Annotated in this window: 22 protein-coding genes; 3 read left to right on the plus strand and 19 right to left on the minus strand. The window is 72.7% G+C overall.

What is annotated here, in order from left to right; translation table 11 throughout:
* Window positions 1–93: 93 nt before the first annotated feature.
* The 5 genes from ACFQ11_RS00055 to ACFQ11_RS00075 all read right to left on the minus strand — a co-directional run bounded on the left by ACFQ11_RS00055 (window position 94) and on the right by ACFQ11_RS00075 (window position 6456).
* A complete protein-coding gene (locus ACFQ11_RS00055; RefSeq protein ID WP_378295577.1) occupies window positions 94–2607 on the minus strand; it encodes an ATP-dependent Clp protease ATP-binding subunit in 2514 nt (837 codons plus the stop codon).
* 528 nt (window positions 2608–3135) lie between these two features.
* Window positions 3136–3462, minus strand: coding sequence for a histone-like nucleoid-structuring protein Lsr2 (locus tag ACFQ11_RS00060; RefSeq protein WP_026403522.1), 327 nt, complete (start codon window positions 3460–3462; stop codon window positions 3136–3138).
* A 933-nt stretch (window positions 3463–4395) separates the two neighbouring features.
* Window positions 4396–5034: an RDD family protein gene (locus ACFQ11_RS00065; protein WP_378295578.1), complete on the minus strand. Its 639-nt coding sequence runs from the start codon at window positions 5032–5034 to the stop codon at window positions 4396–4398.
* A 17-nt stretch (window positions 5035–5051) separates the two neighbouring features.
* Window positions 5052–5936 carry an RDD family protein gene (locus ACFQ11_RS00070; RefSeq protein ID WP_378295579.1) on the minus strand — a complete coding sequence of 295 codons (885 nt, stop codon included), beginning with the start codon at window positions 5934–5936 and terminating at the stop codon, window positions 5052–5054.
* A gap of 4 nt (window positions 5937–5940) precedes the next feature.
* A complete protein-coding gene (locus tag ACFQ11_RS00075; protein WP_378295580.1) occupies window positions 5941–6456 on the minus strand; it encodes an amino-acid N-acetyltransferase in 516 nt (171 codons plus the stop codon).
* A gap of 371 nt (window positions 6457–6827) precedes the next feature.
* Here ACFQ11_RS00075 and ACFQ11_RS00080 point away from each other — a divergent pair, with 371 nt between their 5' ends.
* On the plus strand, window positions 6828–7856 hold the full coding sequence (locus ACFQ11_RS00080; RefSeq protein ID WP_378295581.1) for a C40 family peptidase: 1029 nt from the start codon (window positions 6828–6830) through the stop codon (window positions 7854–7856).
* 200 nt (window positions 7857–8056) lie between these two features.
* On the opposite strand, the gene ACFQ11_RS00085 is transcribed toward ACFQ11_RS00080, so the two are convergent.
* Window positions 8057–8287, minus strand: coding sequence for a LuxR C-terminal-related transcriptional regulator (locus ACFQ11_RS00085; RefSeq protein WP_026403525.1), 231 nt, complete (start codon window positions 8285–8287; stop codon window positions 8057–8059).
* 473 nt (window positions 8288–8760) lie between these two features.
* On the opposite strand from ACFQ11_RS00085, the gene ACFQ11_RS00090 reads away from it, so the two are divergent.
* Complete coding sequence (locus ACFQ11_RS00090; protein ID WP_378295582.1) at window positions 8761–9879, plus strand: LacI family DNA-binding transcriptional regulator; 1119 nt, start codon at window positions 8761–8763, stop codon at window positions 9877–9879.
* 131 nt (window positions 9880–10010) lie between these two features.
* Here the strand turns inward: ACFQ11_RS00090 and lysX are convergent, their stop codons facing one another.
* Entirely contained in the window at window positions 10011–11501 is a 1491-nt protein-coding gene (gene lysX, locus ACFQ11_RS00095) for a bifunctional lysylphosphatidylglycerol synthetase/lysine--tRNA ligase LysX (protein ID WP_378295583.1), read from the minus strand.
* Window positions 11498–12499 carry a LysR family transcriptional regulator gene (locus ACFQ11_RS00100; RefSeq protein WP_378295584.1) on the minus strand — a complete coding sequence of 334 codons (1002 nt, stop codon included), beginning with the start codon at window positions 12497–12499 and terminating at the stop codon, window positions 11498–11500. The genes lysX and ACFQ11_RS00100 overlap by 4 nt, the downstream gene beginning before the upstream one ends.
* A gap of 251 nt (window positions 12500–12750) precedes the next feature.
* On the opposite strand from ACFQ11_RS00100, the gene ACFQ11_RS00105 reads away from it, so the two are divergent.
* On the plus strand, window positions 12751–13905 hold the full coding sequence (locus ACFQ11_RS00105) for an MFS transporter (protein ID WP_378295585.1): 1155 nt from the start codon (window positions 12751–12753) through the stop codon (window positions 13903–13905).
* On the opposite strand, the gene ACFQ11_RS00110 is transcribed toward ACFQ11_RS00105, so the two are convergent.
* The 11 genes from ACFQ11_RS00110 to ACFQ11_RS00160 form a co-directional block, all read right to left on the minus strand.
* A complete protein-coding gene (locus tag ACFQ11_RS00110) occupies window positions 13884–14666 on the minus strand; it encodes a type III pantothenate kinase (RefSeq protein WP_378295586.1) in 783 nt (260 codons plus the stop codon). The genes ACFQ11_RS00105 and ACFQ11_RS00110 overlap by 22 nt on opposite strands.
* Window positions 14667–14680: 14 nt before the next feature.
* Window positions 14681–15538: a carboxylating nicotinate-nucleotide diphosphorylase gene (nadC, locus tag ACFQ11_RS00115; protein ID WP_378295587.1), complete on the minus strand. Its 858-nt coding sequence runs from the start codon at window positions 15536–15538 to the stop codon at window positions 14681–14683.
* Window positions 15535–17190 (minus strand): L-aspartate oxidase, encoded by a 1656-nt coding sequence (locus ACFQ11_RS00120; protein WP_378295589.1) that lies wholly within the window; start codon window positions 17188–17190, stop codon window positions 15535–15537. Before ACFQ11_RS00120 ends, nadC begins: the two co-directional genes overlap by 4 nt.
* 156 nt (window positions 17191–17346) lie before the next feature.
* A complete protein-coding gene (gene panD / locus ACFQ11_RS00125) occupies window positions 17347–17772 on the minus strand; it encodes an aspartate 1-decarboxylase (RefSeq protein ID WP_378295590.1) in 426 nt (141 codons plus the stop codon).
* Window positions 17772–18638: a pantoate--beta-alanine ligase gene (gene panC / locus ACFQ11_RS00130; protein WP_378295591.1), complete on the minus strand. Its 867-nt coding sequence runs from the start codon at window positions 18636–18638 to the stop codon at window positions 17772–17774. Before panC ends, panD begins: the two co-directional genes overlap by 1 nt.
* Window positions 18639–18708: 70 nt before the next feature.
* Window positions 18709–19638 carry a Rossmann-like and DUF2520 domain-containing protein gene (locus tag ACFQ11_RS00135; protein WP_378295592.1) on the minus strand — a complete coding sequence of 310 codons (930 nt, stop codon included), beginning with the start codon at window positions 19636–19638 and terminating at the stop codon, window positions 18709–18711.
* Between the two features lie 215 nt (window positions 19639–19853).
* Window positions 19854–22364, minus strand: a complete 2511-nt coding sequence (locus ACFQ11_RS00140) for an ABC transporter permease (RefSeq protein WP_378295593.1) — start codon at window positions 22362–22364, stop codon at window positions 19854–19856.
* Window positions 22364–23137, minus strand: a complete 774-nt coding sequence (locus ACFQ11_RS00145; RefSeq protein ID WP_378295594.1) for an ABC transporter ATP-binding protein — start codon at window positions 23135–23137, stop codon at window positions 22364–22366. The genes ACFQ11_RS00140 and ACFQ11_RS00145 overlap by 1 nt, the downstream gene beginning before the upstream one ends.
* A gap of 268 nt (window positions 23138–23405) precedes the next feature.
* On the minus strand, window positions 23406–23711 hold the full coding sequence (locus ACFQ11_RS00150) for a chaplin family protein (protein ID WP_378295595.1): 306 nt from the start codon (window positions 23709–23711) through the stop codon (window positions 23406–23408).
* A gap of 142 nt (window positions 23712–23853) precedes the next feature.
* Window positions 23854–24546, minus strand: a complete 693-nt coding sequence (locus ACFQ11_RS00155) for a response regulator transcription factor (protein WP_378295596.1) — start codon at window positions 24544–24546, stop codon at window positions 23854–23856.
* The gene (locus ACFQ11_RS00160; protein ID WP_378295598.1) at window positions 24539–25732 is read right to left on the minus strand and encodes a sensor histidine kinase; all 1194 of its coding nucleotides are present in this window, start codon (window positions 25730–25732) and stop codon (window positions 24539–24541) included. The genes ACFQ11_RS00155 and ACFQ11_RS00160 overlap by 8 nt, the downstream gene beginning before the upstream one ends.
* Between the last annotated feature and the right edge of the window lie 16 nt (window positions 25733–25748).

Here is a 25748-nt window from a genome sequence, read left to right on the forward strand (position 1 = left end):
CTAACCGTTACTGACCAGTTACGTATCGTGTTCACCAAGAAGCGCCAAAAGGCCCGCATCGCCTGGGCGGTGCGGGCCTTTACGGCAGGACGGTCAGTCCTTGTTGAAGTTGACCGCGCCCTCGATCGGGGGCGGGCTGTCGGGAACGGTGGTCGGCTTCGGGACGCCCTTGAAGGTGAACTTCGCGTCCTCGCCGGTGCCCTCGGTGCCCACGATCACGATCTGGCCGGGCTTGAGCTCGCTGTAAAGGATCTTCTCCGACAGCTGGTCCTCGATCTCGCGCTGGATCGTGCGGCGCAGCGGCCGGGCGCCCAGGACGGGGTCGTAGCCGCGCTCGGCGAGCAGGTCCTTGGCCTCCTGGCGGAGCTCGATGCCCATGTCGCGGTCGCGGAGCCGCTCGTCCACCTTGGCGATCATCAGATCGACGATCTGGATGATCTCCTTCGGGGTGAGCTGGTGGAACACGACCGTGTCGTCGACACGGTTGAGGAACTCCGGCCGGAAGTGCTGCTTGAGCTCTTCGGAGACCTTGGCCTTCATCCGCTCGTACGAGCCCTGCTCGTCGTTCTGGCGGGCGAAGCCCATCGAGACGCCCTTGGAGATGTCCTTGGACCCCAGGTTCGTCGTCATGATGATGACGGTGTTCTTGAAGTCCACGACACGGCCCTGCGCGTCGGTGAGGCGGCCGTCCTCCAGGATCTGCAGGAGGCTGTTGAAGATGTCCTGGTGGGCCTTCTCGATCTCGTCGAACAGGACGACCGAGAACGGCTTACGGCGCACCTTCTCGGTGAGCTGGCCGCCCTCCTCGTACCCGACGTAGCCGGGCGGGGAGCCGAACAGGCGGGAGACCGTGTGCTTCTCCATGAACTCGGACATGTCGAGCTGGATCAGCGCGTCCTCGTCGCCGAACAGGAACTCGGCGAGCGTCTTGGACAGCTCGGTCTTACCGACGCCGGACGGGCCGGCGAAGATGAACGAGCCGCCGGGACGCTTCGGGTCCTTCAGGCCGGCGCGGGTGCGGCGGATCGACTGGGAGAGCGCGCGGATGGCGTCCTCCTGGCCGATGACCCGCTTGTGGAGCTCGTCCTCCATGCGCAGGAGGCGGGAGCTCTCCTCCTCGGTCAGCTTGAACACCGGGATGCCGGTGGCGGTGGCGAGGACCTCGGCGATGAGCTCGTCGGTGACCTCGGCGACGACGTCCATGTCGCCGGCCTTCCACTCCTTCTCCCGCTGCGCCTTCTGGCCGAGCAGCTGCTTCTCCGAGTCGCGGAGCGCGGCGGCCTTCTCGAAGTCCTGCGCGTCGATCGCGGACTCCTTGTCCCGGCGGACGTCGGCGATCTTCTCGTCGTACTCGCGCAGGTCCGGCGGCGCCGTCATGCGGCGGATCCGCATCCGGGAGCCGGCCTCGTCGATGAGGTCGATCGCCTTGTCCGGCAGGAACCGGTCGCTGATGTAGCGGTCGGCGAGCTGCGCGGCCGAGACGAGCGCGCCGTCGGTGATCGACACGCGGTGGTGCGCCTCGTAGCGGTCCCGCAGGCCCTTGAGGATCTCGATGGTGTGCGCCAGCGACGGCTCGGCGACCTGGATCGGCTGGAACCGGCGCTCGAGCGCGGCGTCCTTCTCCAGGTGCTTGCGGTACTCGTCGAGGGTGGTGGCGCCGATGGTCTGGAGCTCGCCGCGGGCCAGCATCGGCTTGAGGATGCTGGCGGCGTCGATCGCGCCCTCGGCGGCGCCCGCGCCGACGAGCGTGTGGAGCTCGTCGATGAACAGGATGATGTCGCCCCGGGTGCGGATCTCCTTCAGGACCTTCTTCAGCCGTTCCTCGAAGTCGCCGCGGTAGCGGGACCCGGCGACCAGCGCGCCGAGGTCGAGGGTGTACAGCTGCTTGTCCTTCAGCGTCTCGGGCACCTCGCCCTTGACGATCTTCTGGGAGAGGCCCTCGACGACGGCGGTCTTGCCGACGCCGGGTTCGCCCACGAGGACGGGGTTGTTCTTGGTGCGGCGGGACAGCACCTGCATGACCCGCTCGATCTCCTTGTCCCGGCCGATGACCGGGTCGAGCTTGCCCTCGCGCGCGGCCTGCGTCAGGTTGCGGCCGAACTGGTCGAGGACGAGGGAGGTGGAGGGAGCCGACTCCGAGGGGCCGCCCGAGGCGGCCGGCTCCTTGCCCTGGTAACCGTGCAGCAGCTGGATGACCTGCTGCCGCACCCGGTTCAGGTCGGCGCCCAGCTTCACCAGGACCTGCGCGGCGACGCCCTCGCCCTCGCGGATCAGGCCCAGCAGGATGTGCTCGGTGCCGATGTAGTTGTGGCCCAGCTGCAGCGCCTCGCGCAGTGACAGCTCAAGGACCTTCTTGGCGCGCGGAGTGAACGGGATGTGGCCCGACGGCGCCTGCTGGCCCTGGCCGATGATCTCCTCGACCTGCTGGCGCACCGCCTCAAGGCTGATCCCCAGGCTCTCCAGAGCCTTTGCGGCGACACCCTCACCCTCGTGGATCAGACCCAGGAGGATGTGCTCGGTGCCGATGTAGTTGTGGTTGAGCATCCTGGCTTCTTCTTGTGCCAGGACGACAACCCGCCGCGCGCGGTCGGTGAACCTCTCGAACATCTCGTCGCTCCTCACAGAGCGGTTGGGCAGAGTCCGGAACGTCCGGAACTGTCCTTCCGCATGCTAGCCCGCCCCGAGGAGGCCACCCGGTGCACTCCCACCAGGAGACGTTCCCCAGCTAAGCGCTGTTCAGTCTCATCCAACTACCGCATCGGTGCGTCATGTTCCCGCTACGCCCCAAGCGAACGGGGGCTTTCCGCAGGTAGTTCAGGGCGCGCCCGAGTCCGGAGAAGGTGTGCCTTGACGGCCGGGTCTACCTCGTCGCGCGCCCCGCGAAACGTCCGGAACGCTACGCCAGAAGCGAACGGGTTCGTTCGCCCGAACGGCGCCGATTCCGGGTCCGGCCGGACGCCCTTCTTCGGGCGCCGGACGGACGTGCGCGTGCGGTCCCCTCGTATAACGAAGTGGCGCGTCGAGTTCTTCCAGCCGAGGGACTTCACCCTCGACGGGTCCGGCCCGCCCGTTCGGCCCGGGTGCGGACGCGAACGGCCCGCCCCGCGGACGGAGGCGGGCCGTCGGCCGGCCGGGTCAGTGCGCCGCCTCGTACTTTTCGATCACGTGGGCGGGGATGCGGCCGCGCTCATTGACCTTGATGCCATTGTTCTTGGCCCAGGTCCGGATCTCGGCGCTGCGCTCACGGCTGGAGGCGCCCCGCTGCCGCCGCTTGTTGCGGCTGACGGTGCCCGCCTTGCGCGCCTTCTCCACGAACGGCTGCAGGGAATCCCGCAGCTTCTTTGCGTTGGCGTCACTCAGATCGATCTCGTAGGAGGCGCCGTCGAGCGAGAACGTCACGGTCTCGTCCGCCTCACCACCGTCGAGGTCGTCGAGGAGAAGCACCTGAACCTTCTGTGCCATGAGGACAGACCTTTCGCTGGAGCAAACTGCATTGGTTGACAAAGATATACCGCGATGTGCGTGGATGACAATTCAACACTCGCGAGGAAGTCCCCTTCCCCCCTGGTAACTCATCGTAATCGCCCTCATCGAATCCCGGAGGGCAGCGCTCGGTGGCCCGTCAGGTCGCGGGCGGGTCCGTATGAATTTGCGTGCGGGCGCCCGGCTCGGCGGATTTCGGGCGTGACCCACGTCACTGCCCACCCGCGCCGACCTGGGAGGTTAGCGGAGGCCATGCGGACGCCCCCGGTCCGGGGACGCCGCGGCGGCGAGGGTGGAAAAGGGTCTGCGGGGGACCTTAACAGGTACGGCGCGCCAACATCGCCCAGCACCGATTAACCCTGGCGTAACGGCACTAACCGCACCGGACGGGAAAGCACGGGGCCCGGGAGCCCCGGTGGCGCAGGGCTTACGGGCCGTCACCGGCGCATGTCGCTCGATAACGCCGCGGGGGCGGCGGGCGAAAATCGGTTGCCTCGGCGGCGGCGCGAAGTGTCCGTGCCGCCGCACCGGCCGAAGCGCGGCGGCCGGCCTCCATCCCGAAATCGGTTGATAAGCGACACAATCCGACCCGCCTCCCCACTTCCATGGGCGGCTGGAGTGCCCCGGCGCGCCCATCCCAAACCGGAGGGCTCGTCCGGGACGGGACAGATCCTCGGCGATTCGCGGCCGTAACCGGAACGAGCTGGGATTCGCCCGGGGAACGCGGGCGTCCGAAACGCGGAGGGCCACTCCCCAAAACCGGCGGTGCCGCCGCAGTTGTGCGGCCGATGGTCCACGGAAGGGAGCGGGGAAGCGGGCTCGGGGGCGGGCCGGTGGCGGGCACCGAAGCCCTTCGGGAAGGGGACCGGACGGGCGCCCGGGGGGCGCGTCCGCGGGCTTCTGAGAGGCCCGTCAGAACGTCGTGGAACGGACGTCCGGCCGTTTGACCACAACGGTGCCCGCGAGCCTGTCGTGGAGCGCCTGGCGGCTTCGTCCCTCGAACAGCAGGCCCGCGTTCGCGACCCAGAACACGCCCGCGAGCAGCCCGGCCACGGGAACGGGACGGGCCACGATCGGGACCGAGTAGACCGCCGCGCGGAGCGCGCCGCGCAGGGCGCCGAGCCGCGCGGGGTCGTCCGCCCGGGCGCCGCCGGGCCCGCCGTCCGGGCGGACGTCCGGGCGGACGTCCGGGGGCGGCGCGTCCTCGTCGTGCCGGTCGAGGACGGCCTCGGCCCGGACGGTCTCCGCGCGGACGACCTCGATCCCGGCGACGCGCTTGCCGGGCGTCCGTCCCCAGAGGGCGAGCTGGACGGCCTCGTACACGAGCAGGCAGCCGGCGACCGCCGGCGGCGCGACGAGGTCGAGGGCTCCGCCCGGCACCGTCTCGCGGAGGACGAGCATGACGGGCAGGCCGACGATCAGCGTGTCGACGATGCGGGCGAGGAGCCGCTGGCCCGGTTCGGCGAGCAGCCGAACGGCGGACGTCCCGTCCGTCCCGGGCGCCTCGGACGTCCCGGGCGGTTCCTCGAAGGCGGGCTGCGACGTCTCCATCGCCGTCCTCCCCGGCGTTAGCGGACGAACTCGGTGGTCTCGCCGTGCCCGTGGTCGTCGTGCCCGTGCCCGTCGTCGTACAGCGCGCGCTCGTCGATGACCAGGGTGTTGGAGAAGCGGTCGTGGAGGGCCTGGTGGAGGGGCTGGTCCCAGATCGCCCAGAGGTGGGCCATGACCATGCCGATCCAGACGAGCAGCATGCCGTAGGCGGCGTAGCTCCACACCATCACCGCGAGGACGAGGAAGAAGAACACACCGAGCTGGTACGCGATGTGCGTGATCCCGGCGCGCCAGACGCCCTGCGTCGTCGTCAGCGGCTCGCCCTCGGGCCGCGCCTGGACGACGCCGATGCCGAGGAGCCGCTTGCCCCACGTGCGTCCCCACAGGGCCAGCTGCACGGCCTCGTAGATGAACGGCAGCACCGAGAGCACGCAGAACAGCGTGAAGATGATGGGCCAGTTCCAGATGCCGCCCTCGTCCTCGGCCGTGCTCCCGGCCCGGTCGAGGCCGACCGTGCCGACGACGACCGGCAGGACGAGCGCGAACCCGAACACCGCGACGATCGAGTTGTCGATGATGCGGGCCCCGGCCCGGCGCAGGATGGGGGCCAGGGGCGTGCCGGCGTAGGAGTCTCCGTGGGACGGCGCCCCGTGATGCCCGTGGCCGGGGTCGTATCCCCCGCCGTAACCGCCGCCGTATGACGGGTCATAGGACGGTTGCTGCTGCCACTGCTGCTGCTGGGCGGGCTGCTGCTGCCATTGCTGCCGCGCCGGGGGTTGCGCGGGCTGCTGGGGGCGCTGCGGTTGCTGCCACTGGGGACCCTGGTACGAGGGCGGGGGGCCGTAGGACCCCTGACCCTGCGGCGGCTGGTACGGCCGGCCGCGGTGGGGGGATTCGCTCATTCGGTCAGTCCTCCAGGCGAAGCAACATCCGGGTGTTGCCCAAGGTATTCGGCTTCACCCTGTCGAGGTCCAGGAACTCGGCCACGCCTTCGTCGTACGAACGGAGAAGCTCCTCGTACACCTCTGGCGACACCGGAGTCCCCAGAAGCTGACGGAAACCGTGACGGGCGAAGAACTCCACTTCGAAGGTAAGGCAGAAGACCCTCCGGACGCCGAGTTCACGGGCGGTTTCGAGCAGCCGCGCGACGATCCGGTGGCCGATTCCGCGCCCGCCGTACCCCTTGTCGACGGCGACCGAGCGCACCTCCGCGAGGTCCTCCCACATCACGTGCAGGGCACCGCAGCCGATGACGCGGCCGCCCGCCTGGGCGTCCTCGGCGACCCAGAATTCCTGGACGTCCTCGTAGAGCGTCACCGTGGTCTTCTTCAGCAGGCGTCGTCCCGACCCGGCGTACATGTCGACCAGCCTGCGGATCTCCCTGACGTCGGCGGTGCGTGCACGCCGGATCTCGACTTCCACAAACAGGCGACATTACCGAACCTCGCGCCCCGGTACGGACGCCGCGCACGGGACACGGGCGGTGACCTGCGTCTTCGCGCGTTCTTGTTGGAAACCCGCACGGGTTCCGTTAGTGTCCTGCGCTGATGTCGGCCCGCTGCGGAAGCGGGCCGGACCGCCCCGTCCGAGGGCCACCGGCCGTTCCGGACGGCGGGGCGTTCCGTTTTTCGCCGGCGCCCGGGGTCGTGTTCCCGGAGGAGCCGCACCGTCAGGGTGATCCACCAGACCGCATGGCCCCGTGCCGCGCCGCGAGCGCCGTGGACGGTCGTCCGGGCCTCCGGCCGCCCGGGTCCCGGAGCCGCGCCCGGCAGGCGACGAGGAGAGGAGATCGCATGGAGCCCCCGCGTCCCGCGTCCCGTCCGCGCCGCACCGGCCTCGCCCGCCGTCCGGCCGCGCTCGTCCTCGGCCGGACGGCGACGGTGGCCGCGGCGCTCGCCGTCGTCTCGGCGGCCCCGCACGCCGCCGTCCCGCGGTACGGCTCGGCGGCGCTCGCCGACCCGGGGCCGTCCGCCGGGAACCTCGCCTCCGAGGCGTACCGGCTCGCCGACGAGTTCGAGAAGCTCACCGAGCAGTACAACGGCCTCCGGGTGAGGCTGGACCAGGCGGAGCGGGCCGCCGAGGCGTCCAAGGTGAACGCCGAGAAGCAGCGCGGGGCGTTCGAGGCGCTGCGGAAGGAGATCGGACGTCTCGCCGCGGCCCGGTACATGCACGGCGGGGACGACCCGGCCGTCACGTTCGTCGCGTCCCAGGACCCGCAGGCCGTCCTCGACCAGGCCGCCACCTTCGACTACTTCGCCGAGCAGCAGAGCACCGAAGTCGTCACGTACATGCGGGCGATGCAGGCCGCCGAACGCGCGCGCAAGTCCGCCGAGCAGCGCGCCGCGCAGGCGACCGGGCTGAAAAGGCAGGTCGAGGAGCAGCGCGAGAAGATCACGCGGGAGTACGAGAAGATCCGCGGCAAGGTGATCAAGCGGGCGCCGGAGAAGCTCGCCGAACTGCCGGTGATCGGCACGGGCAAGGCGGCGCGCGCGCTGAAGCACGCGATGAGCAAGCTCGGACGTCCGTATGTGTGGGGCGCGGCCGGTCCGGGCAGCTTCGACTGCTCGGGGCTGACGATGTGGGCCTACAAGCAGGTCGGGATCAACCTGCCGCACTACACCGGCAGCCAGTTCGCCTCGGGCGTGCGCGTCTCACGGAGCGAGCTGCAGCCGGGCGACCTGGTGTTCTTCCACTCCGACCTGCACCACATGGGCATGTACGTCGGCGACGGGAAGATGATCCACGCGCCGCACACCGGCGACGTCGTCCGGATCGCGCCCATGGCGGGACGGCCGTTCGCGGGCGGCGTGCGCGTCGCGTGAAACGGGCGTCGCGTGAAACGGGCGTCGGTGAACCGGGCGGCCGTGGGAACAACGTCCGCGGCGGCGCCTCCCGGAGGGACCTACCTGCCGGGGAGCCGGCGCCGCCGCCGCGGGGTCGGACGGAGTTCGCGTCGGTGAGTGTGCCGCCTGGTCCTGCCGGTGACGCCCGCCTTCCCCCGGGCGGACGCCGCGTGCGCACGCTAGATGAGCTGCCTCCGGGCCGCCCACACCACGGCCTCGATGGGGGTGCCGACCTCCAGCCGGTCGCAGATGGTGCGCAACCGGCGGCGCAGGGTCCGCGCGCTCAGTTCCAGCTTTCGTGCCGCCACATCGGCGGTGACACCGCTCGCGATCTGGGCCAGCAGTCGGATCTCCTCCTCGCTCAGCCCGAACTCGTCGGTGCCACGACGTGCGAGTGTGGCCTGTTCCACTCCGTCCTCCCTCGTCCGTGGTGATGACCGCGGGGATGCAGCCGTCCGCTGCACAGGCACGGGTTCGGCCTCGTGTACGCGCGTTGGGTTGCCGGGTCCGGAGCCCTCCGGACTAGATCATCAGGTTCCCTTGCTGTCTCACGAGCTTGGCCGGAGGTGGCCGATCGGCCGATTGCGGGGATGCGCGGGGGAACTCCGGGTGACGATTCAGTCGTTGGCCTTCCGGACGACACGGGCTCTGGTCGCCAGCCATCCGCGCCCGTCCCTTCCTCGGATCCACCTGGTCCTCGCCGCAGGCGAAGATCATGAATCGTTTCAAGCTACGCTTCGGCTCGGAACGCTAGGCGGCCGGATCCGGCCCGTCAAGCGGTGGTCAAATGCCTTGTGTGCTCGTATGGTCGCCTTGTGTGACGGGCCGTTCGAGCCCGCGCGATAGAGAATGCCGCTACCTGGGAGAACGTGCCCGGGGGCGGATGAGGAGCGAGTTGCCACAGACCAGTATCCGTGAGGTGGCGAAGCGAGCCGGGGTCTCAGTTGGGACCGTTTCGAATGTCCTAAACCGGCCAGACCTCGTGGCCGAAGCCACCCGTGACCGTGTGCGCGCTGCGATCGACGAGCTCGGGTTCGTCCGCAACGAGTCCGCCCGCCGACTGCGCCAGGGCCCCCGCCCGGGCCGGCCCGGCGGCGCGGAGACCGCCGACGGGACGATCGACGGGACGATCGACGGGGCCGCCGGCGACGGGGCGGCCGGCGCCGCGTCCGCGGGTGCGCGTCGCGAGCCCCGCCGCGCCTTCGGCGTCATCGTCGAGGACCTGACGAACCCCTACGCGAGCGACGTCGCGCGGGGCGCCGAACTCGCGCTGAACGAGGCGGGCCACGACGCCCTGTGGATCTCCAGCGACAACTCGTCGGTCAAGGAGCGGCGCTCGCTCGATCTGCTCGCGGAGCACCGGGTGGCCGGAGCCCTCATCATCCCGGTCGGGCTCGGTCCCCGCCGCATCGCCGAGCTGCGCGCCGCCGGGCTCAGCGTCGTGCTGATCGACCGGGACGCGTCCGACGCGTGCTCCGCCCGGGTCGACCACGTCGCGGGCGGCGAGACCGCGGCCGCGCACCTGCTCGCCGCGGGCTGCGCCCGGGTGGCGTTCGTGACCGGACGGCCCGAGCCGGCGCCGTGCGTCCACCGGCGGGACGGCGCGGCCCGCATGCTCGTCGAGGCGGGCCTCGACACGCCCCGGGTGCTGGTGCAGGAGGCGCTCAGCATCACCGAGGGACGGGCGGCGGCGCAGCGGATCCTGGCGATGTCGCCGCGCCCGGACGGCGTGTTCTGCGCCAACGACCTCCTCGCCATCGGGCTGATCAACGAGCTGACGCGGCTGGGCGTCCGGGTGCCCGCCGACATCGCGGTCATCGGCTACGACGACATCGAGCTCGCCGCCAGCGCCGCCGTGCCGATCACCACGATCCGGCAGCCGCGCCGCGAACTCGGCTGGGAGGCCGCCGAACTGGCCCTCGCCGAGATCCGCGAGGGCCGGTCGCACCAGCACCGGCAGGTCGTGCTGAAGCCCGAGCTCGTCGTCCGCGACTCCGCCTGAGCACGCCCCGGGACACGGGCCCGGACGGACGGGACGGCTCAGGCGGCCGCGCGCGGCGGCGCGGAGCACGTCCCGCCCGCAGCGGGCCACTCGGGCTTGACCGGCTACTCGGGCTACTCGGGCTTGACGGGCTACTCGGGCTTGACCAGGGGGAACAGGATCGTCTCCCGGATGCCCTTGCCGGTGAAGGCCATGATCATCCGGTCGATGCCGGCGCCCATCCCGCCGGTCGGCGGCATCGCGTACTCGAGCGCCCGCAGGAAGTCCTCGTCCAGTTGCATGGCCTCGGGGTCGCCGCCCGCGGCCAGCAGCGACTGCTCGGTGAGCCGGCGGCGCTGCTCGATCGGGTCGATCAGCTCCGAGTAGGCGGTGCCGAGCTCGGTGCCGAAGCCGATGAGGTCCCACTTCTCGGTGAGCAGCGGCTCCTCGCGGTGCTGCCGGGTCAGCGGGGAGGTCTCCACCGGGAAGTCCATGACGAACGTCGGCTGGACGAGCGTGTGCTCGATCAGCTCCTCGAAGATCTCCTGGACGAGCTTGCCCTGGCCCCACTTGGGGTCCCAGCTCACGCCGCGCCCGTCCGCGAGCTTGCGGACGGCCTCGAGCGGCGTGTGCGGGGTGACCTCCTCGCCGAGCGCCTCCGACACCGACCCGTACAGCGTGATCCGCGGCCACTCGGTCACGCCGAGGTCGATCTCCTGGCCGTCGTGGACGACGACCGTGGTGTCCAGCGCGGCGACGACCGCCTTCTGGTACATCCGCTGGGTCAGGTCGGCCATGTCGTTGTAGTCGAGATACGTCCCGTACGCCTCGAGCATCGTGAACTCGGGGTTGTGCGTCGAGTCGGCGCCTTCGTTGCGGAAGTTCCGGTTGATCTCGAAGACCTTCTCGATCCCGCCGACGACGAGCCGCTTCAGGTACAGCTCGATGGCGATCCGCAGGTAGAGGTCCATGCCGTACGCGTTGATGTGCGTGGTGAACGGGCGCGCCGTCGCACCGCCGTGGACGGGCTGCAGCATCGGCGTCTCGACCTCGAGGTAGCCCTCGTCGTGCCAGAAGTCGCGGACGGCGCGCACGGTGGCGCTGCGGATCCGCGCCATCCGGCGGGCCTCGTCGTTGACGATCAGGTCGACGTACCGCTGCCGCACCCGCGCCTCGGGGTCGGTGAGGCCGGCGTGCTTCTCCGGCAGCGGGCGCAGGCACTTGGACGTGATCGCGAACCGGTCGGCCATGATCGACAGCTCGCCGCGCCGGGACGTGATCACCTCGCCCTCGACGCCGATGTGGTCGCCGAGGTCGACCTCGCGCTTCCAGAAGTCGAGCTGCTCCTGCCCGACGTTCGCGAGCGACAGCATCACCTGGATCTCGCCGCCGCCGTCGCGGATCGTCGCGAAGCACAGCTTGCCGCCGTTGCGGACGAGCATGACCCGCCCGGTGACGCCGGCCCGCTCGCCCGTCTCGGTGCCCGGCTCCAGGTCGGGGTGTTTCTCGCGGACCTCGGTGATGGTCGCAGTGCGCGGGAAGGACACCGGGTAGGGGTCGATCCCGCTCTCGCGCAGCCGGTCGAGCTTCTCCCGGCGAACGCGCATCTGCTCCGGAAGGTCATCGAGGGTCTCGTCACTCACCCCTCAAGGCTATCGAGCCCGCTCAGTGCCCCGCGAACCACTTGAGCGGACGCGTCCGGCGCGAGCGGTCCGGGTCCGGCCGTCCCTCGCAGCACGGGGCCCGCGTCGCGGGCCAGCGCGGCCGCCAGCGCCCGGAACGCCCGCACCGGGCCGCTCGGGTCGCCGCGGCGCGTCGCGAGGACGCTGCTGTCCCAGGGCGCGTCCACGATCGGGACGTACCGGACGCCGGGCCACGGGTAGAAGCGGGCGAACGACGCGAGCGCCGAACCGACGCCGCGTCCGGCGGCGACGCTCAGCAGCACGTCCTGCGGGGTGCGGGCCAGGTCGGGCCCGCGCCGTCCCCGCTCGCCGTTGACCGCGCGGGTGAAGTACAGGTAGTCGGCGAACACGGCGGGGGTGAAGTCGGGCACCTCGACGATCGGCAGGTCGAGGACGTCCGCGAGCCGCAGCGTCGCGGCGTCCCCGAACGGTCCGTCCGCGGGGACGCACACGATCCGCGGCTCGGTCGTCAGCACGTCGACGTCGATGCGCTCGTCGTCGGGCGCGGGACGGACGAACGCGACGTCCACGCGGTTCTCGACGAGCGCGGTGACGTGCTCGGTGAAGTCGAGCGGTTCGATGGCGAGCCGCACGTCGGGACGGGCGCGGCGGAACGCGCGCACGATCGCGGGGGTGAGCTCGGCGGACCCGTGCCCCATGATCCCGACGCGCAGCACCGTCCCGCCGGTGCCCGGGCGCGCGCCGCCGCCCGGTTCGGCGGCCGCCGCGACGGCGGCGTTCGCGGCGGCGACCGCCGCGCGGGCGTGCGGCACGAACCGTTCGCCGGCTTCGGTGAGCCGCAGCGGGGAGCGTTCCAGCAGCCGGACGCCGAGGTCGCGTTCGAGCCGCTGGACGTGCGCGGTCACGGCGGGCGGCGACAGGAACAGCCGCGCCGCAGCGCGCGCGAACTGCCCCTCCTCCACGACCGCGAGGAACGACGCCAGTTCCCGCAGTTCCATGCCGTTCACGTTAATCGCCCCGAATGCCGCAGCGGGAGCCCACGCGACCGGCGTCACACGGCGCCCGCCGGGCGTGCGGTCCGGCGGTCCGGGCGGACGCGCCGGCGGGCGGGCCGAGCCGGCACACCACGACCCGCACGGACACCGGCGGGCGGGACCGTCCGCGCAGGGGCCGACGCCCCGCCGGGCGGGCGGTTCGCGAAACGTGAAGGGGCCGGGCTGGGCGGGCGCGGGCGCCATAGACAGGGATCATGGACAAGTCGGGGTCGTCTCCCGGGCGCTGGCTCCCGGTGGCGCTGATCATGTTCGGCGTCGGCTGGGGCGCCAACCAGTTCGCGTCGCTGCTCGGGCTCTACACCGAGCGGCTGCACCTCGGCGGCGGCGCCGCGCAGGCGATGTTCGGCGTGTACGCGCTCGGGCTCGTGCCCGGTCTCGCGGCCGGCGGGCCGCTGTCCGACCGGTTCGGGCGCCGCCGCGTCGCGCTGCCGGCCGCGTGCGCGTCCGGCCCGGTGACGCTCGTCCTGATGGCCGGGGCGGCGGTGCCGGAGCTGCTGTACGCGGGACGGCTGCTCGCGGGGGCGGTGACGGGCGCGGTCCTCGCGGCGGGCACCGCGTGGGTCAAGGAGCTGGCGCCCGGGCCGGGCGTGCGGGCCACCGCGCTGGCGGTGTCGGCCGGGTTCGGCGCCGGGCCGCTCGCGGCGGCGCTGATCGCGCAGTGGGCGCCGCTCCCGCTGGTCACCGCGTACGCGCCGCACCTGCTGATCATGGCGGTGACGGTGCCCGCGGCGGCGCGCGTCCCGGACGTCCGGCACGTCCGGCGGGCCTCGGGAGGGCTGCGGCTCGACGGGCTGCGGCGGCCCGCGTTCCGCACGTCGGTCGTCCCGGTCGCGATCTGGACGTTCGCCGCGCCGACGAGCGCGTTCGCGCTGCTGCCGTCGGTCGTCCCGGTGCGGCAGGCGCCGCTCGTCCACGCGGGCCTGGTCACCGCGCTGACGCTCGGCGCGGGCATGGCGGCGCAGCCGTTCGCGCGGCGGCTGGAGGCGCGGCATCCGCGGCTCGTCGCCCGCGCCGGGCTGGCCGCCGTGTCGGCCGGGCTGCTGGTGGCCGCGCTGACGGTCGCGCTGCGCGAGCCCGCGCTGACCGCGGCGGCGGCCGTCCCGCTGGGCCTCGGCTACGGGTTCGTGCTGACCTACAGCCTCGGCGAGACGGCCCGCATCGCCGCGCCGGACGAGCTGGCGGGCCTGACGGCCGTCGCGTACGCGGTGATCTACGCGGGGATGTTCACGCCGCTGCTGCTGACCGTGCTGGCGCGGGCCGTCCCGATGGCGCTGCTCCTGGCCGTCCTGTCCGGGCTCGCGGCGTTGTGCCTGCTGCGGACGGGCCGTCAGGCCGTGTTGCGCTCGTAGATCAGCCGGAGCCCGATGAGGGTGAGCCACGGCTCGAACACGTCGATGCTGCGGGACTCCTCGAGGACGAGCGGGGCGAGCCCGCCGGTCGCGATGACGGTGACCTCGTCGGGGTCGGCGGCGAGCTCGTCGGCCATCCGCTCGACGATCCCGTCGACCTGGCCGGCGAACCCGAAGATGATCCCGGACTGGAGCGCCTCGACGGTGTTCTTGGCGATGACGTTGCGCGGCCGCACGAGCTCGATCTTGTGGAGCTGGGCGCCGCGCGACGACAGCGCGTCTATCGAGATCTCGATGCCGGGGGCGATGGCGCCGCCGACGTACTCGCCCTTGGCGGAGACGGCGTCGAACGTGGTCGCGGTGCCGAAGTCGACGACGAGCGCGGGGCCGCCGTGGGTGTGCACGGCGGCGAGCGCGTTCACGACCCGGTCGGCGCCGACCTCCTTGGGGTTGTCCATCCGGACGGGCACCCCGGTCTTGACGCCCGGTTCCACGATCACCGCGGGGACGTCACCGTAGTAGCGGCGGCACATCTCCCGCATCTCGTGCAGCACGGACGGGACGGTCGAGCACAGCGCGATGCCGCTGATGTCGGTCTCGGCGAGCAGCGGGCTCTGCTGCACCAGGCCCTGCAGGACCACGGCGATCTCGTCGGCGGTGCGCCGGGGATCGGTGTTGATCCGCCAGTGCTCGATCACCTCCTCGCCCTCGAACAGGCCGAGCACGGTCTGGGTGTTACCGACGTCGATGGTGAGCAGCATCAGGTCCCCGCTGGTCAGGTGAAGTCAAGGCCGATGTCGAACACGCGCGCCGAGTGCGTCAGCGCGCCGACGGCAAGGTAGTCCACTCCGGTCACGGCGACGTCTCGGGCCCGCTCCAGGGTAAGGCCACCGCTCGCCTCGAGTTCCGCCCGCCCCGCCACAAGCCGGACGGCCTCGGACATTTCGGCGTCCGTCATGTTGTCGAGCAGGATCGCGCGCGCGCCCGCGGCCAGCGCCTCCTCCACCTGCGCGAGGGTGTCGCACTCCACCTGGACGTGCAACGCGGGGTACACGTCCCGGACGGCCTGGAAGGCGCGGGTGACCGATCCGGCCGCGGCGACGTGGTTGTCCTTGATGAGCGCGGCGTCGTGCAGGCCCATGCGGTGGTTGACGCCGCCGCCGCAGCGCACCGCGTACTTCTGGAGGGCGCGCAGGCCGGGGAGGGTCTTGCGGGTGTCGCGGACGCGCGCCTTCGTGCCGTCGACGGCGTCCGCCCAGCGCCGCGTCGCCGTCGCTATTCCGGACAGGTGCGTCAGCAGGTTGAGGGCCGTCCGTTCCGCGCGCAGCACCGCCCGGGTCGGGCCGCTCACCGAGAGGAGCACCTGCCCGGGGACGACCCGGCCGCCGTCCGCGACCTTCGCCTCGTGCACCACGCCGAGCAGGTCGAACACGACCGCGGCGACCGGGACGCCCGCGACGACGCCCTCCTCGCGGGCGGTGAAGTCCCCGGTGGCGGTGTCGCCCGGTGCGAAGATCGGCTCGCTGGTGACGTCGGTGTCGCCGTCCTCGGCGAGCGCCGCCCGCACAAGGTTCTCCACAGCCTGTGGATCGAGCCCGGCGGCCCGCAGCGCCGCGTCCGTCTCGGGTGTCATGCGCGTGTCCCCTTCGCGGGTTCGTAGGTGGTGACCAGTTCGGTGCGATCGTTCCCCGCGGCCGTCCGGGCGAGCCGGGTGACCAGGTGGCCGCGCCAGCGCGCGTCGGAACGTTCCGGGAAGTCCTCGCGCCAGTGGCTGCCGCGCGTCTCCTCGCGGCGCCGGGCGGCGGCGACGATCGCGGACGCGACCGTGTGCAGGTTCGTGACCTCCCACGCCTCCACGCCGGGGGCGGCGCCCGCGCCGGGGAGGGCGGCGAGTTCGCGGGCCGCGGCGGCCAGGCCGTCCGCGCCGCGCAGGACGCCCGCGTACCCGGTCATGATCCGCTGGACGTCCGCCCGCCGCGCCGGGTCCAGCAGGGCGCCCGCGCCCGGCCCGGGCCGCGCCGGCGGGGCGTCCGCCGCGTTCGCGAGGTCGCCGGGGAGGGCGGCGGCGATCCGCGCGGCGAACACGAGCCCCTCGAGCAGCGAGTTGGACGCGAGCCGGTTCGCGCCGTGCACGCCCGTGCAGGCGACCTCGCCGCACGCGTACAGGCCGGGGACGGACGTGCGCCCGTGCAGGTCCGTGCGGACGCCGCCGCTCGCGTAGTGCGCGGCGGGGACGACCGGGATCGGCTCGGTGACGGGGTCGATGCCGTGGTGCCGGCACGCGGCGAGGATCGTCGGGAAGCGCGACTCCCACATCGCGGCGCCGAGGTGCCGCCCGTCCAGGAGCATGCAGGCCGCGCCGGTCTCCCGCATCCGGTTCATGATCCCCTTGGCGACGACGTCGCGCGGCGCGAGCTCGGCGAGTTCGTGGCGCCCGACCATGAACCGTTCGCCCGCGAGGTCGGTCAGGTGGGCGCCCTCGCCCCGGACGGCCTCCGAGATGAGGGGCTGCTGCCCGCGCGCCCCCTCCCCGAGCCAGAGCACGGTGGGGTGGAACTGGACGAACTCGAGATCGGTGACGTCCGCGCCCGCACGCAACGCGAGGGCCACGCCGTCGCCCGTGGACACTTCGGGGTTCGTGGTGGCGGAGAAGACCTGCCCGAGCCCGCCGGTCGCGAGGACGACGGCGCGTGCACGGACGGCGCCCACGCCCGCGGGCTGGCCCTCTCCCATCACGTGCAGGGTGATCCCGGCGGCGCGGCCGTCCGCGTCCTTGAGCAGGTCGAGGACGAGCGCGTGCTCGATCACCTCGACGCCGGAGTCCTTGAGCGCGGCGAGCAGCGCCCGGCTGATCTCCGCGCCGGTCGCGTCGCCGCCCGCGTGCGCGATGCGGCGCCGCCGGTGCCCGCCCTCGCGGGTCAGCGCGATGGACCCGCCGTCGGCCCGGTCGAACGCCGCACCGAGGTCGATGAGGTCGCGGACGGCGTCCGGCCCCTCGGTGACCAGGGCGCGGACGGCGTCCTCGTCGCACAGCCCGACCCCGGCGACGAGCGTGTCGGCCAGGTGCTCGGCGGGGGTGTCGTCGGGGGCGAGGGCGGCGGCGATCCCGCCCTGCGCCCAGCGCGTGGAGCCGGCGTCCAGCAGCGCCTTCGTGACGAGCAGGACGCGCCCGTGCGGGCGGCAGCGGAGCGCGGCGACGAGACCGGCGATGCCGGAGCCGACGACGACGATGTCGGCGCGGGCGGTCCAGCCGGGTTCGGGGGCGGTCAGCGCGGAAGGGATCATGGGCCCTCCTCCGGGGGCTCGATTCTCGTCATTGTGACACTAACCCCCGGCCGGACTATTCCCCGGCCCCCGAACAAGGCGGGCGGGCCGCCCGGAGACCCGGACGGCCCGCCCGTCGCGACCGGTCGAACGCGGGGCCCGCCGCAGAAAGGCCGCTCAGCGGCCCGACGGCGACAGCACGTCCCCGCGGACGCCGTCCCCGCCGGGGACCGGCTCGGCGGGGTCGGTGCCCAGCGAGATGATCCGGTTGGAACGGTCGACGTGCACCACCTGCGGGACGAACTCGCGCGCCTCGGCGTCGCTGAGCTGCGCGTAACTGATGATGATCACCAGGTCGCCGGGCTGCACCAGCCGGGCCGCCGCCCCGTTGATCCCGATCACGCCGGAGCCGCGCTCGCCCGCGATCAGGTACGTCTCCAGCCGGGCCCCGTTGTCGATGTCGACGATGTGGACCTGCTCGCCGGGCAGCAGGTCGGCGGCGTCCATCAGGTCCTGGTCGATGGTCAGCGACCCCACGTAGTGCAGGTCCGCCTGGGTCACCGTGGCGCGGTGGATCTTCGACTTGAACATCGTCCGGAACATCAGTGCTCCTTGGTGAGCTGGAGGGGAACGTTGTCGATCAGGTGGGTGGCGCCGACGCGTCCGGCGACGGCGAGCACGGCCGGCCCGGCGTGGTCGGCGGTGACCTCGGTGAACGTCGCCGGGTCGACGAGCACGAGGTAGTCGGGTTCCAGCGGCGGCTCGGCCGCCGCGGCCGCGGCCAGCTCCGCGCGGGCCGCACCGAGCACCGCGTCCGGACCGGCCCCCGCCGCGGCGGCGTCCGCACCGGCCCGCAGCGCCCGCGACAGCGCGAGCGCGGTGCGGCGCTCGTCCGGCGACAGGTAGCGGTTGCGGCTCGACAGCGCCAGCCCGTCCGGCTCCCGGACGGTCGGCGCGCCGACGATCTCCACGGGCACGTTCAGATCCGCGACCATCCGGCGGATCAGGGCGAGCTGCTGCGCGTCCTTCTCCCCGAAGACGGCCACATCGGGACGTACCAGGTTCAACAACTTCAGGACGACGGTGAGCATTCCGTCGAAGTGGCCCGGACGGGACGCGCCCTCGACCACGGAACCCATCGGCCCCGACTTCAGCGTCACCTGCGGCTCCGCCGGATACATCACGTCGCGGGTCGGCGCGAACACCACGTCCACGCCCACGCGCGCGCACGCCGCGACGTCGTCCTCGAACGTCCGGGGGTATCGGTCGAAGTCCTCACCGGGGCCGAACTGCAGCGGGTTCACGAAGATGCTGACGGCCACGCCGTCCGCACGCGCGCGCGCCTCCCGCATCAGGGACAGATGCCCCTCGTGCAGCGCCCCCATGGTCGGGACGAGCGCCAGCGTGCCGGGCACGGACTTCCGGGCGGCGGCCAGCTCCTCCCGCGTCCTCGCGATGACGGGCGTCACGACGCTCCCCTCGACTCGTTCTCGTCCTGCCGCGGCCCGTCCGGCCGCGGTCCGTACCGGTACAAGACGGTCAGTCCGCCAGTGCCTCGAGGAGCCGTTCGGCGTCCTCCGGCTTGAGCATCCCGGCGCCGAGCGCCCGGTCGGCGGTCAGCCGGGCCAGCGCGACGTAGGCGCGGCGGCTCTCCGGCGACACCTTCCCGAGCTCCGCGACGTGATCGGCGACCGTCCCCGCGTCGCCGCGCGCGACCGGTCCGGTCAGCCCGTCGATGCCGAGCCGCAGCGCGTTGTCGAGCGCCGCGCCCAGCAGCGGCCCGAGCATCGCGCCCGGCTCGTCCACCCCGGCGCCGCGCAGCAGGTCCATCGCCTCGACGACCAGCGTGACCAGGTGGTTCGCGCCGCCCGCGAGCGCCGCGTGGTACAGCGGCCGCCGCTCCTCGGGGATCCACACCGGCTCCCCGCCCATCTCGACGACGAGCGCCTCGGCGACCGGCCGCAGCGGCTCCGGCGCGGTGACGCCGAACGAGATCCCGGCGAGCCGCGCGACGTCGTCGGGGCGTCCGGTGAACGTCATCACCGGGTGCAGCGCCAGCGGCAGCGCGCCCGCGCGGGTCAGCGGGTCCAGGACGGCCGCGCCGAACCGGCCGCTGGTGTGCACGACCAGCTTGCCCGCGACCGGGACGCCCGCCGCGGCGAACCCCGCGGCCAGATCGGGCAACTGGTCGTCGGGCACGGTCAGCAGCACCAGGTCGGCGGCGGTCACCGCGCCCCGCGGGTCGGTGACGGCCGCGCCGGGCAGCCGGTCGGCCGCCCGCTCCCGCGACCGCGCCGACACGGCCGTCGCGGCCACGACGCGGTGCCCGGCCAGTTCGAGCGCCGAGCCGAGCGCCGAGCCGACGCGGCCCGCGCCCACGACGCCGACCGACAGCCGGGCGGGCCGGTCCTCCGGGGCGCCGGGCTGCTCGTTTCCGGACGCGGCGGGAGGCGTGCCGTGCGAATCCATCGTTCGTTCCAGTCCTCGAAACGTAGGTACCGGACGTTTGCGCGGCCCAGGTTACCCAGGAACGCGGCCCGCGTCCGCCGTCGGGGCCGTCCCGTCCGGAACCGACCCCGGACACGGCGGCGCGCCGCCCCGCCGGCCGGTCGGCCGGGGAGCGGCGCGCCGCCCTGCCGGGCCTGGCTCCGCGGTGGACGCCGGGCTACTCGGTGGACGCCGGGCTACTCGGTGGACAGCGACTCGACGATGGACGCCTTCGCGGCGCGGCGCGCGGGCATGACGGCGGCGAGCACCCCCGCCACCGCGGCCAGCACGATGAACCCCGCGATCTGCCCGTAGGGCAGGGCGAACACCGAACTCTCGCCCATCGCCTCCGTCGCCGCCCAGCCGAACGCGATGCCGAGCACGACCCCGGTGAGCGCGCCGATCACCGCCATGACCAGCGCCTCGATCGACAGCATGCGGCGCAGCTGCCGCTTGGTGATGCCGAGGGCGCGCAGCAGCGCCGACTCCCGGGTGCGCTCCACCACCGACAGCGTCAGCGTGTTCGCGATGCCGAACAGCGCGATGATGATCGCCAGGCCGAGCAGCCCGCCGAAGATCATCAGCATGGTGTCGACGGAGTCGTTCAGGGTGTCCTTGAACTCCGCGACCGACATCACCCGGACCGTCGGGTACGGCTGTGCGGCGGTGTCGATCGCCTTCCGCGCGGCGTTCGGGTCCGCCCCGTCCGCCATCTTCACCATGATCGCCGACGGGTCGCGGACGGTGAAGTAGCGGTCGAAGTCCGCCTCGGGCACCAGGAACGCGCCGAACGCGGGCGTCTTGTGGAACCCGACGACCTTCACCTGAGCGGTGCCCCGCTCCGTGGCGATACGCGCGGTGTCGCCGACGGAAAGCCCCCTGTCCTTGGCGGTGTACTCCTCCACCAGCGCCGTGCCCGGCCGCAGCGCCGACAGCGACCCCTCCGTGACGGCCGGCTTCAGCGTCGTCCCGAGCGCCGACGCGGTCACCGTCGACACCACCAGCTCGTCGCCGCCGATCTCGGCCCGCGTGTCCCGCAGCTCGATGACCCGGGAGAACTCCGGACGCTGCCGCAGTGCGCCGGCGAGCGCGTGCGGCACCCGGTCGTCCTCGCCGCCGAACTGCGTGTTCACCTGGAACTCGACCGGGAACTGCTCCTCGAGCTGCGCGACCGACGTCGCCTTGCCGCTCGCCGCGACCACCGCGAACAGGCTCATCAGCCCGACCCCGACGGTCAGCGCGATCGTCGTCGTCGCCGTCCGGCGCGGCGCGCGGCGCGCGTTCGCCACCGCGAGCCGTCCCGGCACGCCCCCGGCCCGCGCCGGGATCGCGCCCGCGAACCGGCCCAGCGGCCGCACCAGCGCGGGCATCGCCGCGATCACCCCGGCGAAGAACACGGCCCCGCCCAGGGCGACCAGGTACATCGCGGTCTCGCCCTTCTCCATCACGAGGGAGGCGTAGCCGCCGACCGCCAGGCCCGCCGCGGCGAACAGGACGGCGAACAGCGTCCGGACGACGCCCAGGCGGAACCGCCCGCTGCCCGGCTCCAGCTCCGCGCGCAGCGCCGTCACCGGCGAGACGCGCGTCGCCGCGCGGGCCGGCAGCAGCGCGGACCCCACGGTCACGACGACGCCGACCGCGAGCCCGACCACGACCGTCCGGACGGCCAGCGCCGGCGCGGCCACCGGGATCGCGTCGTTGAACCGGTGCACCAGCGCGAGCAGCCCCCAGCCGAGCCCCAGCCCGGCGGCCAGCCCCAGCACCGACCCGACCAGGCCCACCACCGCGGACTCGGTCACCACGCCGCCGAACACCTGCCGCCGCGTCGCGCCGACGCAGCGCAGCAGCGCCATCTCGCGCATCCGCTGCGCGATGAGGATCGAGAACGTGTTGTAGATGACGAGGGCGGAGACCAGCATCGCGACCATGCCGAACAGCAGCAGCCCCGTCCGGATGATCTCGGTGTCGGCGCCCGCCTCCTCCGCGAGGATCGCCCCCAGCTCCTCGCCGGTGTGCACCTCGTACGAGCCGCCGACGGCCGCGGCGACCGCGGCCTCGTCCGCCCCGAGGACGTCCAGCTCCCGGTACGTCTTCTCGCCCGTCATCCGCAGCGCCGTCGCGGTGTCGAACCCGACCGCGCCCCGGTAGCTCGCCTCCTGGTCGATGCCGAAGTCGACCAGTCCGACGACCGTGAAGCGGTGCGGCCGCTTCCGCTCGTCCAGGACGGTCGCGGCCTCGCCGACCTCGAACCCCTCCCGCTCGGCCAGATCCGTGTGGATCACGACCTCGCCGACGCCGCGCGGCGCGCGCCCCGCGTCGACCTCGTACCGCAGCAGTTCCCCGGACGGCACCGACAGCCCGACCGTCGGCATGTCGCCGACCGCCTTGCCGTCCTCGCCGACGAGCGCCGCGTCGCCCCGCACCAGCCCGGCGACCTTCGTGACGCCCGGAAGCGCCCGCACCTTCTCCAGGACGTCCTGCGGGACACCGTTCTCACCGTCGGGGCCCTCGCCCGCGCCGTCGCCCGGCAGGACCGCGACGTCGACCTTCCCCGCCGACTTCGCGAACGTCTGCCCGAACGCCTTGTCGACCGTGTCGGTCAGGACGAACGTCCCGGCGATGAACCCGACCCCGAGCGTGATCGCCACGGCCGTCAGGAGCAGCCGCAGCTTGTGGGCCCGCAGGCCCGCCAGCGTCGTCTTCAGCATCAGGCCCCCAGGTTCTTCAGCCGGTCCAGCACCGTCTCCGGCGTCGGCCCGTGGATCTCGCTGACGATCTCGCCGTCGCGCAGGAACACCACCCGGTCCGCGTACGAGGCCGCCACCGGGTCGTGCGTCACCATGACGATCGTCTGGCCCATCTCCCGGACGGACGAGCGCAGGAACTCGAGGACTTCGGCGCCCGCACGGGAGTCGAGGTTGCCGGTTGGTTCGTCCGCGAAGATGACCTCGGGACGGGCGACGAGGGCGCGCGCGCACGCCACGCGCTGCTGCTGGCCGCCCGACAGCTCGTTCGGACGGTGCGACAGGCGATCCCGCAGGCCCACGACGTCCACGACCTGGTCGAACCACTGCCGGTCCGGCTTGCGGCCCGCGAGGTCCATCGGCAGCAGGATGTTCTGCTCGGCGGTGAGCGTCGGCAGCAGGTTGAACGCCTGGAAGACGAACCCGACGCGCTCCCGCCGCAGCATCGTGAGCTGCCGGTCGTTCATGCCGGTGATCTCCGCGTCCCCGAGGGTGATCCGCCCGCCGCTGACCGTGTCGAGCCCGGCCAGGCAGTGCATCAGCGTCGACTTCCCGGACCCCGACGGGCCCATGATCGCGGTGAACGCGCCGCGCGCGAACCCGACGCTGACGCCGCGCAGCGCGTGGACGGCCGCGTCACCGGCGCCGTACACCTTCGACACCTCCGCGGCGACGACGGCCGGCGGTGCGGCGGCGGCGGGAGATCCTCCGGCGGGGCCGGTGAACGTGCTGGTCACGGTGACTCCTTCGTGGACGGTTACGACCATCGACCACGCTAGGAATCCGCCGCCCCCGTGCCATCGCCCGCACGGCCACGGTCCGCATCGGCATCGAGGCTGCCTCCGGGCGCCGCGTACGACCTGAGTCGTACGCCCGGATCAGCCCTCGCACCGACCCGGGCGGAACGTGCCGGGGCGGGACGTGCCGGGGCGGGACGTGCCGGGAGAGACCAAACGCCGGCGGCCCCCTTCGGGCCCCCGGCGTTCGGCGTTCGGTCGTCGACGGTCAGTCGAAGTCGACCTCCGCGCCGCCCTTGCAGCCGGCACCGGCGTTGCCGAGGACGGCGACCGCGTTGCCGCAGACGTTGACCGGGACCGAGATCGGGGCGATGACCTGGGTACCGCCCAGGATGCTGAAGTTCCCGCTCGTCTTGTTGTTCGAGAACGAACCGCCGTCGTGCTTCTTGCCGTGGTGGCCGTCCCAGCCGCCCGCGTAGGCGGCGGGAGCGGCGGCGAGGGCCGAGGCGGTGATGGCGAAGCCGAGTACGCCGGTCGCGGCGAGCTTCTTGATCACGAGAGTCCTCCCGTACATGGGCTTTATGGGCCCGAGCTGACATTGCCCGACGCAGTCCGCGAAGACGACGTCGCGTACGGTAGTTACCCAGCTACTTTCTGGTAAGCCAACAGAAAGGCCCATGATGAAGGCAAAAAGTCACCACGGAGTGATCAACTCGTTACCCAGAGTTACCGCTTTGACCGCTTTTCACCAGACCCGTCTCATACGCGAAGACCACCGCCTGAACGCGATCCCGCAAATCGAGCTTTGTCAGGATCCGGCCCATATGCGTCTTCACGGTCGCCTCCGACACGTAGAGCCGCCCGGCGATCTCCGCGTTCGACATGCCCCGCGCGACCAGCCGCAGTACCTCGCCCTCCCGCTCGGTCAGGCTCTCGAGCGCCCCGCCCGCCGCCGCCCGATCGGCGTCCGGCAGATGCACCGCGAACCGGTCCAGCAGCCGCCTCGTCGTGCTCGGCGCCACCACCGCGTCCCCCGAGTGCACCGCCTTGATCGCCTCGATGAGGTGCGCCGGGCCCGCGTCCTTGAGCAGGAACCCGCCCGCCCCCGCCTTGATCGCCGCGAACGCGTACTCGTCGAGGTCGAACGTCGTCAGGATGACGACCTTCGGCCGCTCCCCGCCCGCCACGATCCGGCGGGTCGCCTCGATCCCGTCCATCCGCGGCATCCGGACGTCCATCAGCACCACGTCCGCCCGCGTCGCCCGCAGCAGCTCCAGCGCCCGGACGCCGTCACCGGCCTCCCCCACCACCTCGATGTCCGGCTGCGCGTCGAGGACCATCGCGAACCCCGTCCGCACCAGCTCCTGATCGTCCACCAGAACGACCCGGATGGGTCCGTCCTCACCCATTCCGGAAACTCCTCTCGGCCGATTCGTCCTCCCCGGTGGGGATCCGGGCCAGCACCCCGAAACCACCGCCCGCCCGGGGCTCCGCCCGGACCGTGCCGCCGTACACCGCCGCGCGCTCCCGCATCCCGACCAGGCCGTGCCCCCGGCCGTCCCCGCCGGGCGCCGCCGCGCCGCGGCCGTCGTCCTCCACCCGGACCTCGACGGCGTCCCCGCCGTACCGCAGCCGAACCAGCGCCGACGCCCGCGGCCCGCCGTGCTTGAGGGTATTGGTCAGCGCCTCCTGGACGATCCGGAAGACCGTGAGCTGGCGGCCCTGCGACAGCTCCGGCGGCGTGCCCTCCACCTCGAACGTCACCGGCAGCCCCGACGCGCGCACCTGCCCCACCAGGTCGTCGAGGTCCGCCACCCCCGGCTGCGGCGCGTACGCACCCGCGTCGTCGCCCTCCCGCAGCACCCCCAGCAGCCGCCGCATCTCGCCCAGCGCGTACCGTCCGGTCGTGGAGATCGCCTCCAGCGCCTGCCGGGCCCGCCCCACATCGTGCTCGATCGCGTACGACGCGCCGTCCGCCTGCACCACGATCACGCTGACGTTGTGCGCCACCACGTCGTGCAGCTCGCGCGCGATGCTCGCCCGCTCCGCGGCCATCGCCATCTTCACCTCGGCGTCGCGCTCCCGCTCCAGCCGCTCCGCCCGCTCCTCCAGCGACCGCAGGTACGCCCGCCGCGTCCGCATGTGCAGCCCGAGCAGCCACACCCCCGCGGTCACCACCGTCAGCATCACGAACGTGTACCGGCGGTCGGCGCCGCCCTCCGGATACCGGTACGACGCCATCACCGCGCCGATCTCCACGACCAGCGCCGCGGCCACCCCCCACCGCAGCGTGAACCCGGCCGTCACCGTGTACAGGCCCATCAGCACCGCCATGTTGGCCGGCACCGGGACGATCCCGGCGGCGCACTGCACGCCCGACACCAGCGCGACCACCGCGAAGACCGTCCGCGGGAAGGTCCGCCGCAGCACCATCGGGGCCAGCAGCGCGACCGTGAGCACGATGTACTGCACGACGGGCACGCCGTACGAGCCGCCCACGAACCCCGGCAGCGACATCAGCGCGACGGGCGCCGCGAGGAAGGCGTCGACCAGCGCCGTCTTACCCCGAAGCCACTCCCACATCCTCCCGACCATGCGGACAGGCTACGTA

Origin of the sequence: Actinomadura sediminis (genome assembly GCF_042675525.1) — a bacterium.
Lineage (GTDB): Bacteria > Actinomycetota > Actinomycetes > Streptosporangiales > Streptosporangiaceae > Spirillospora > Spirillospora sediminis.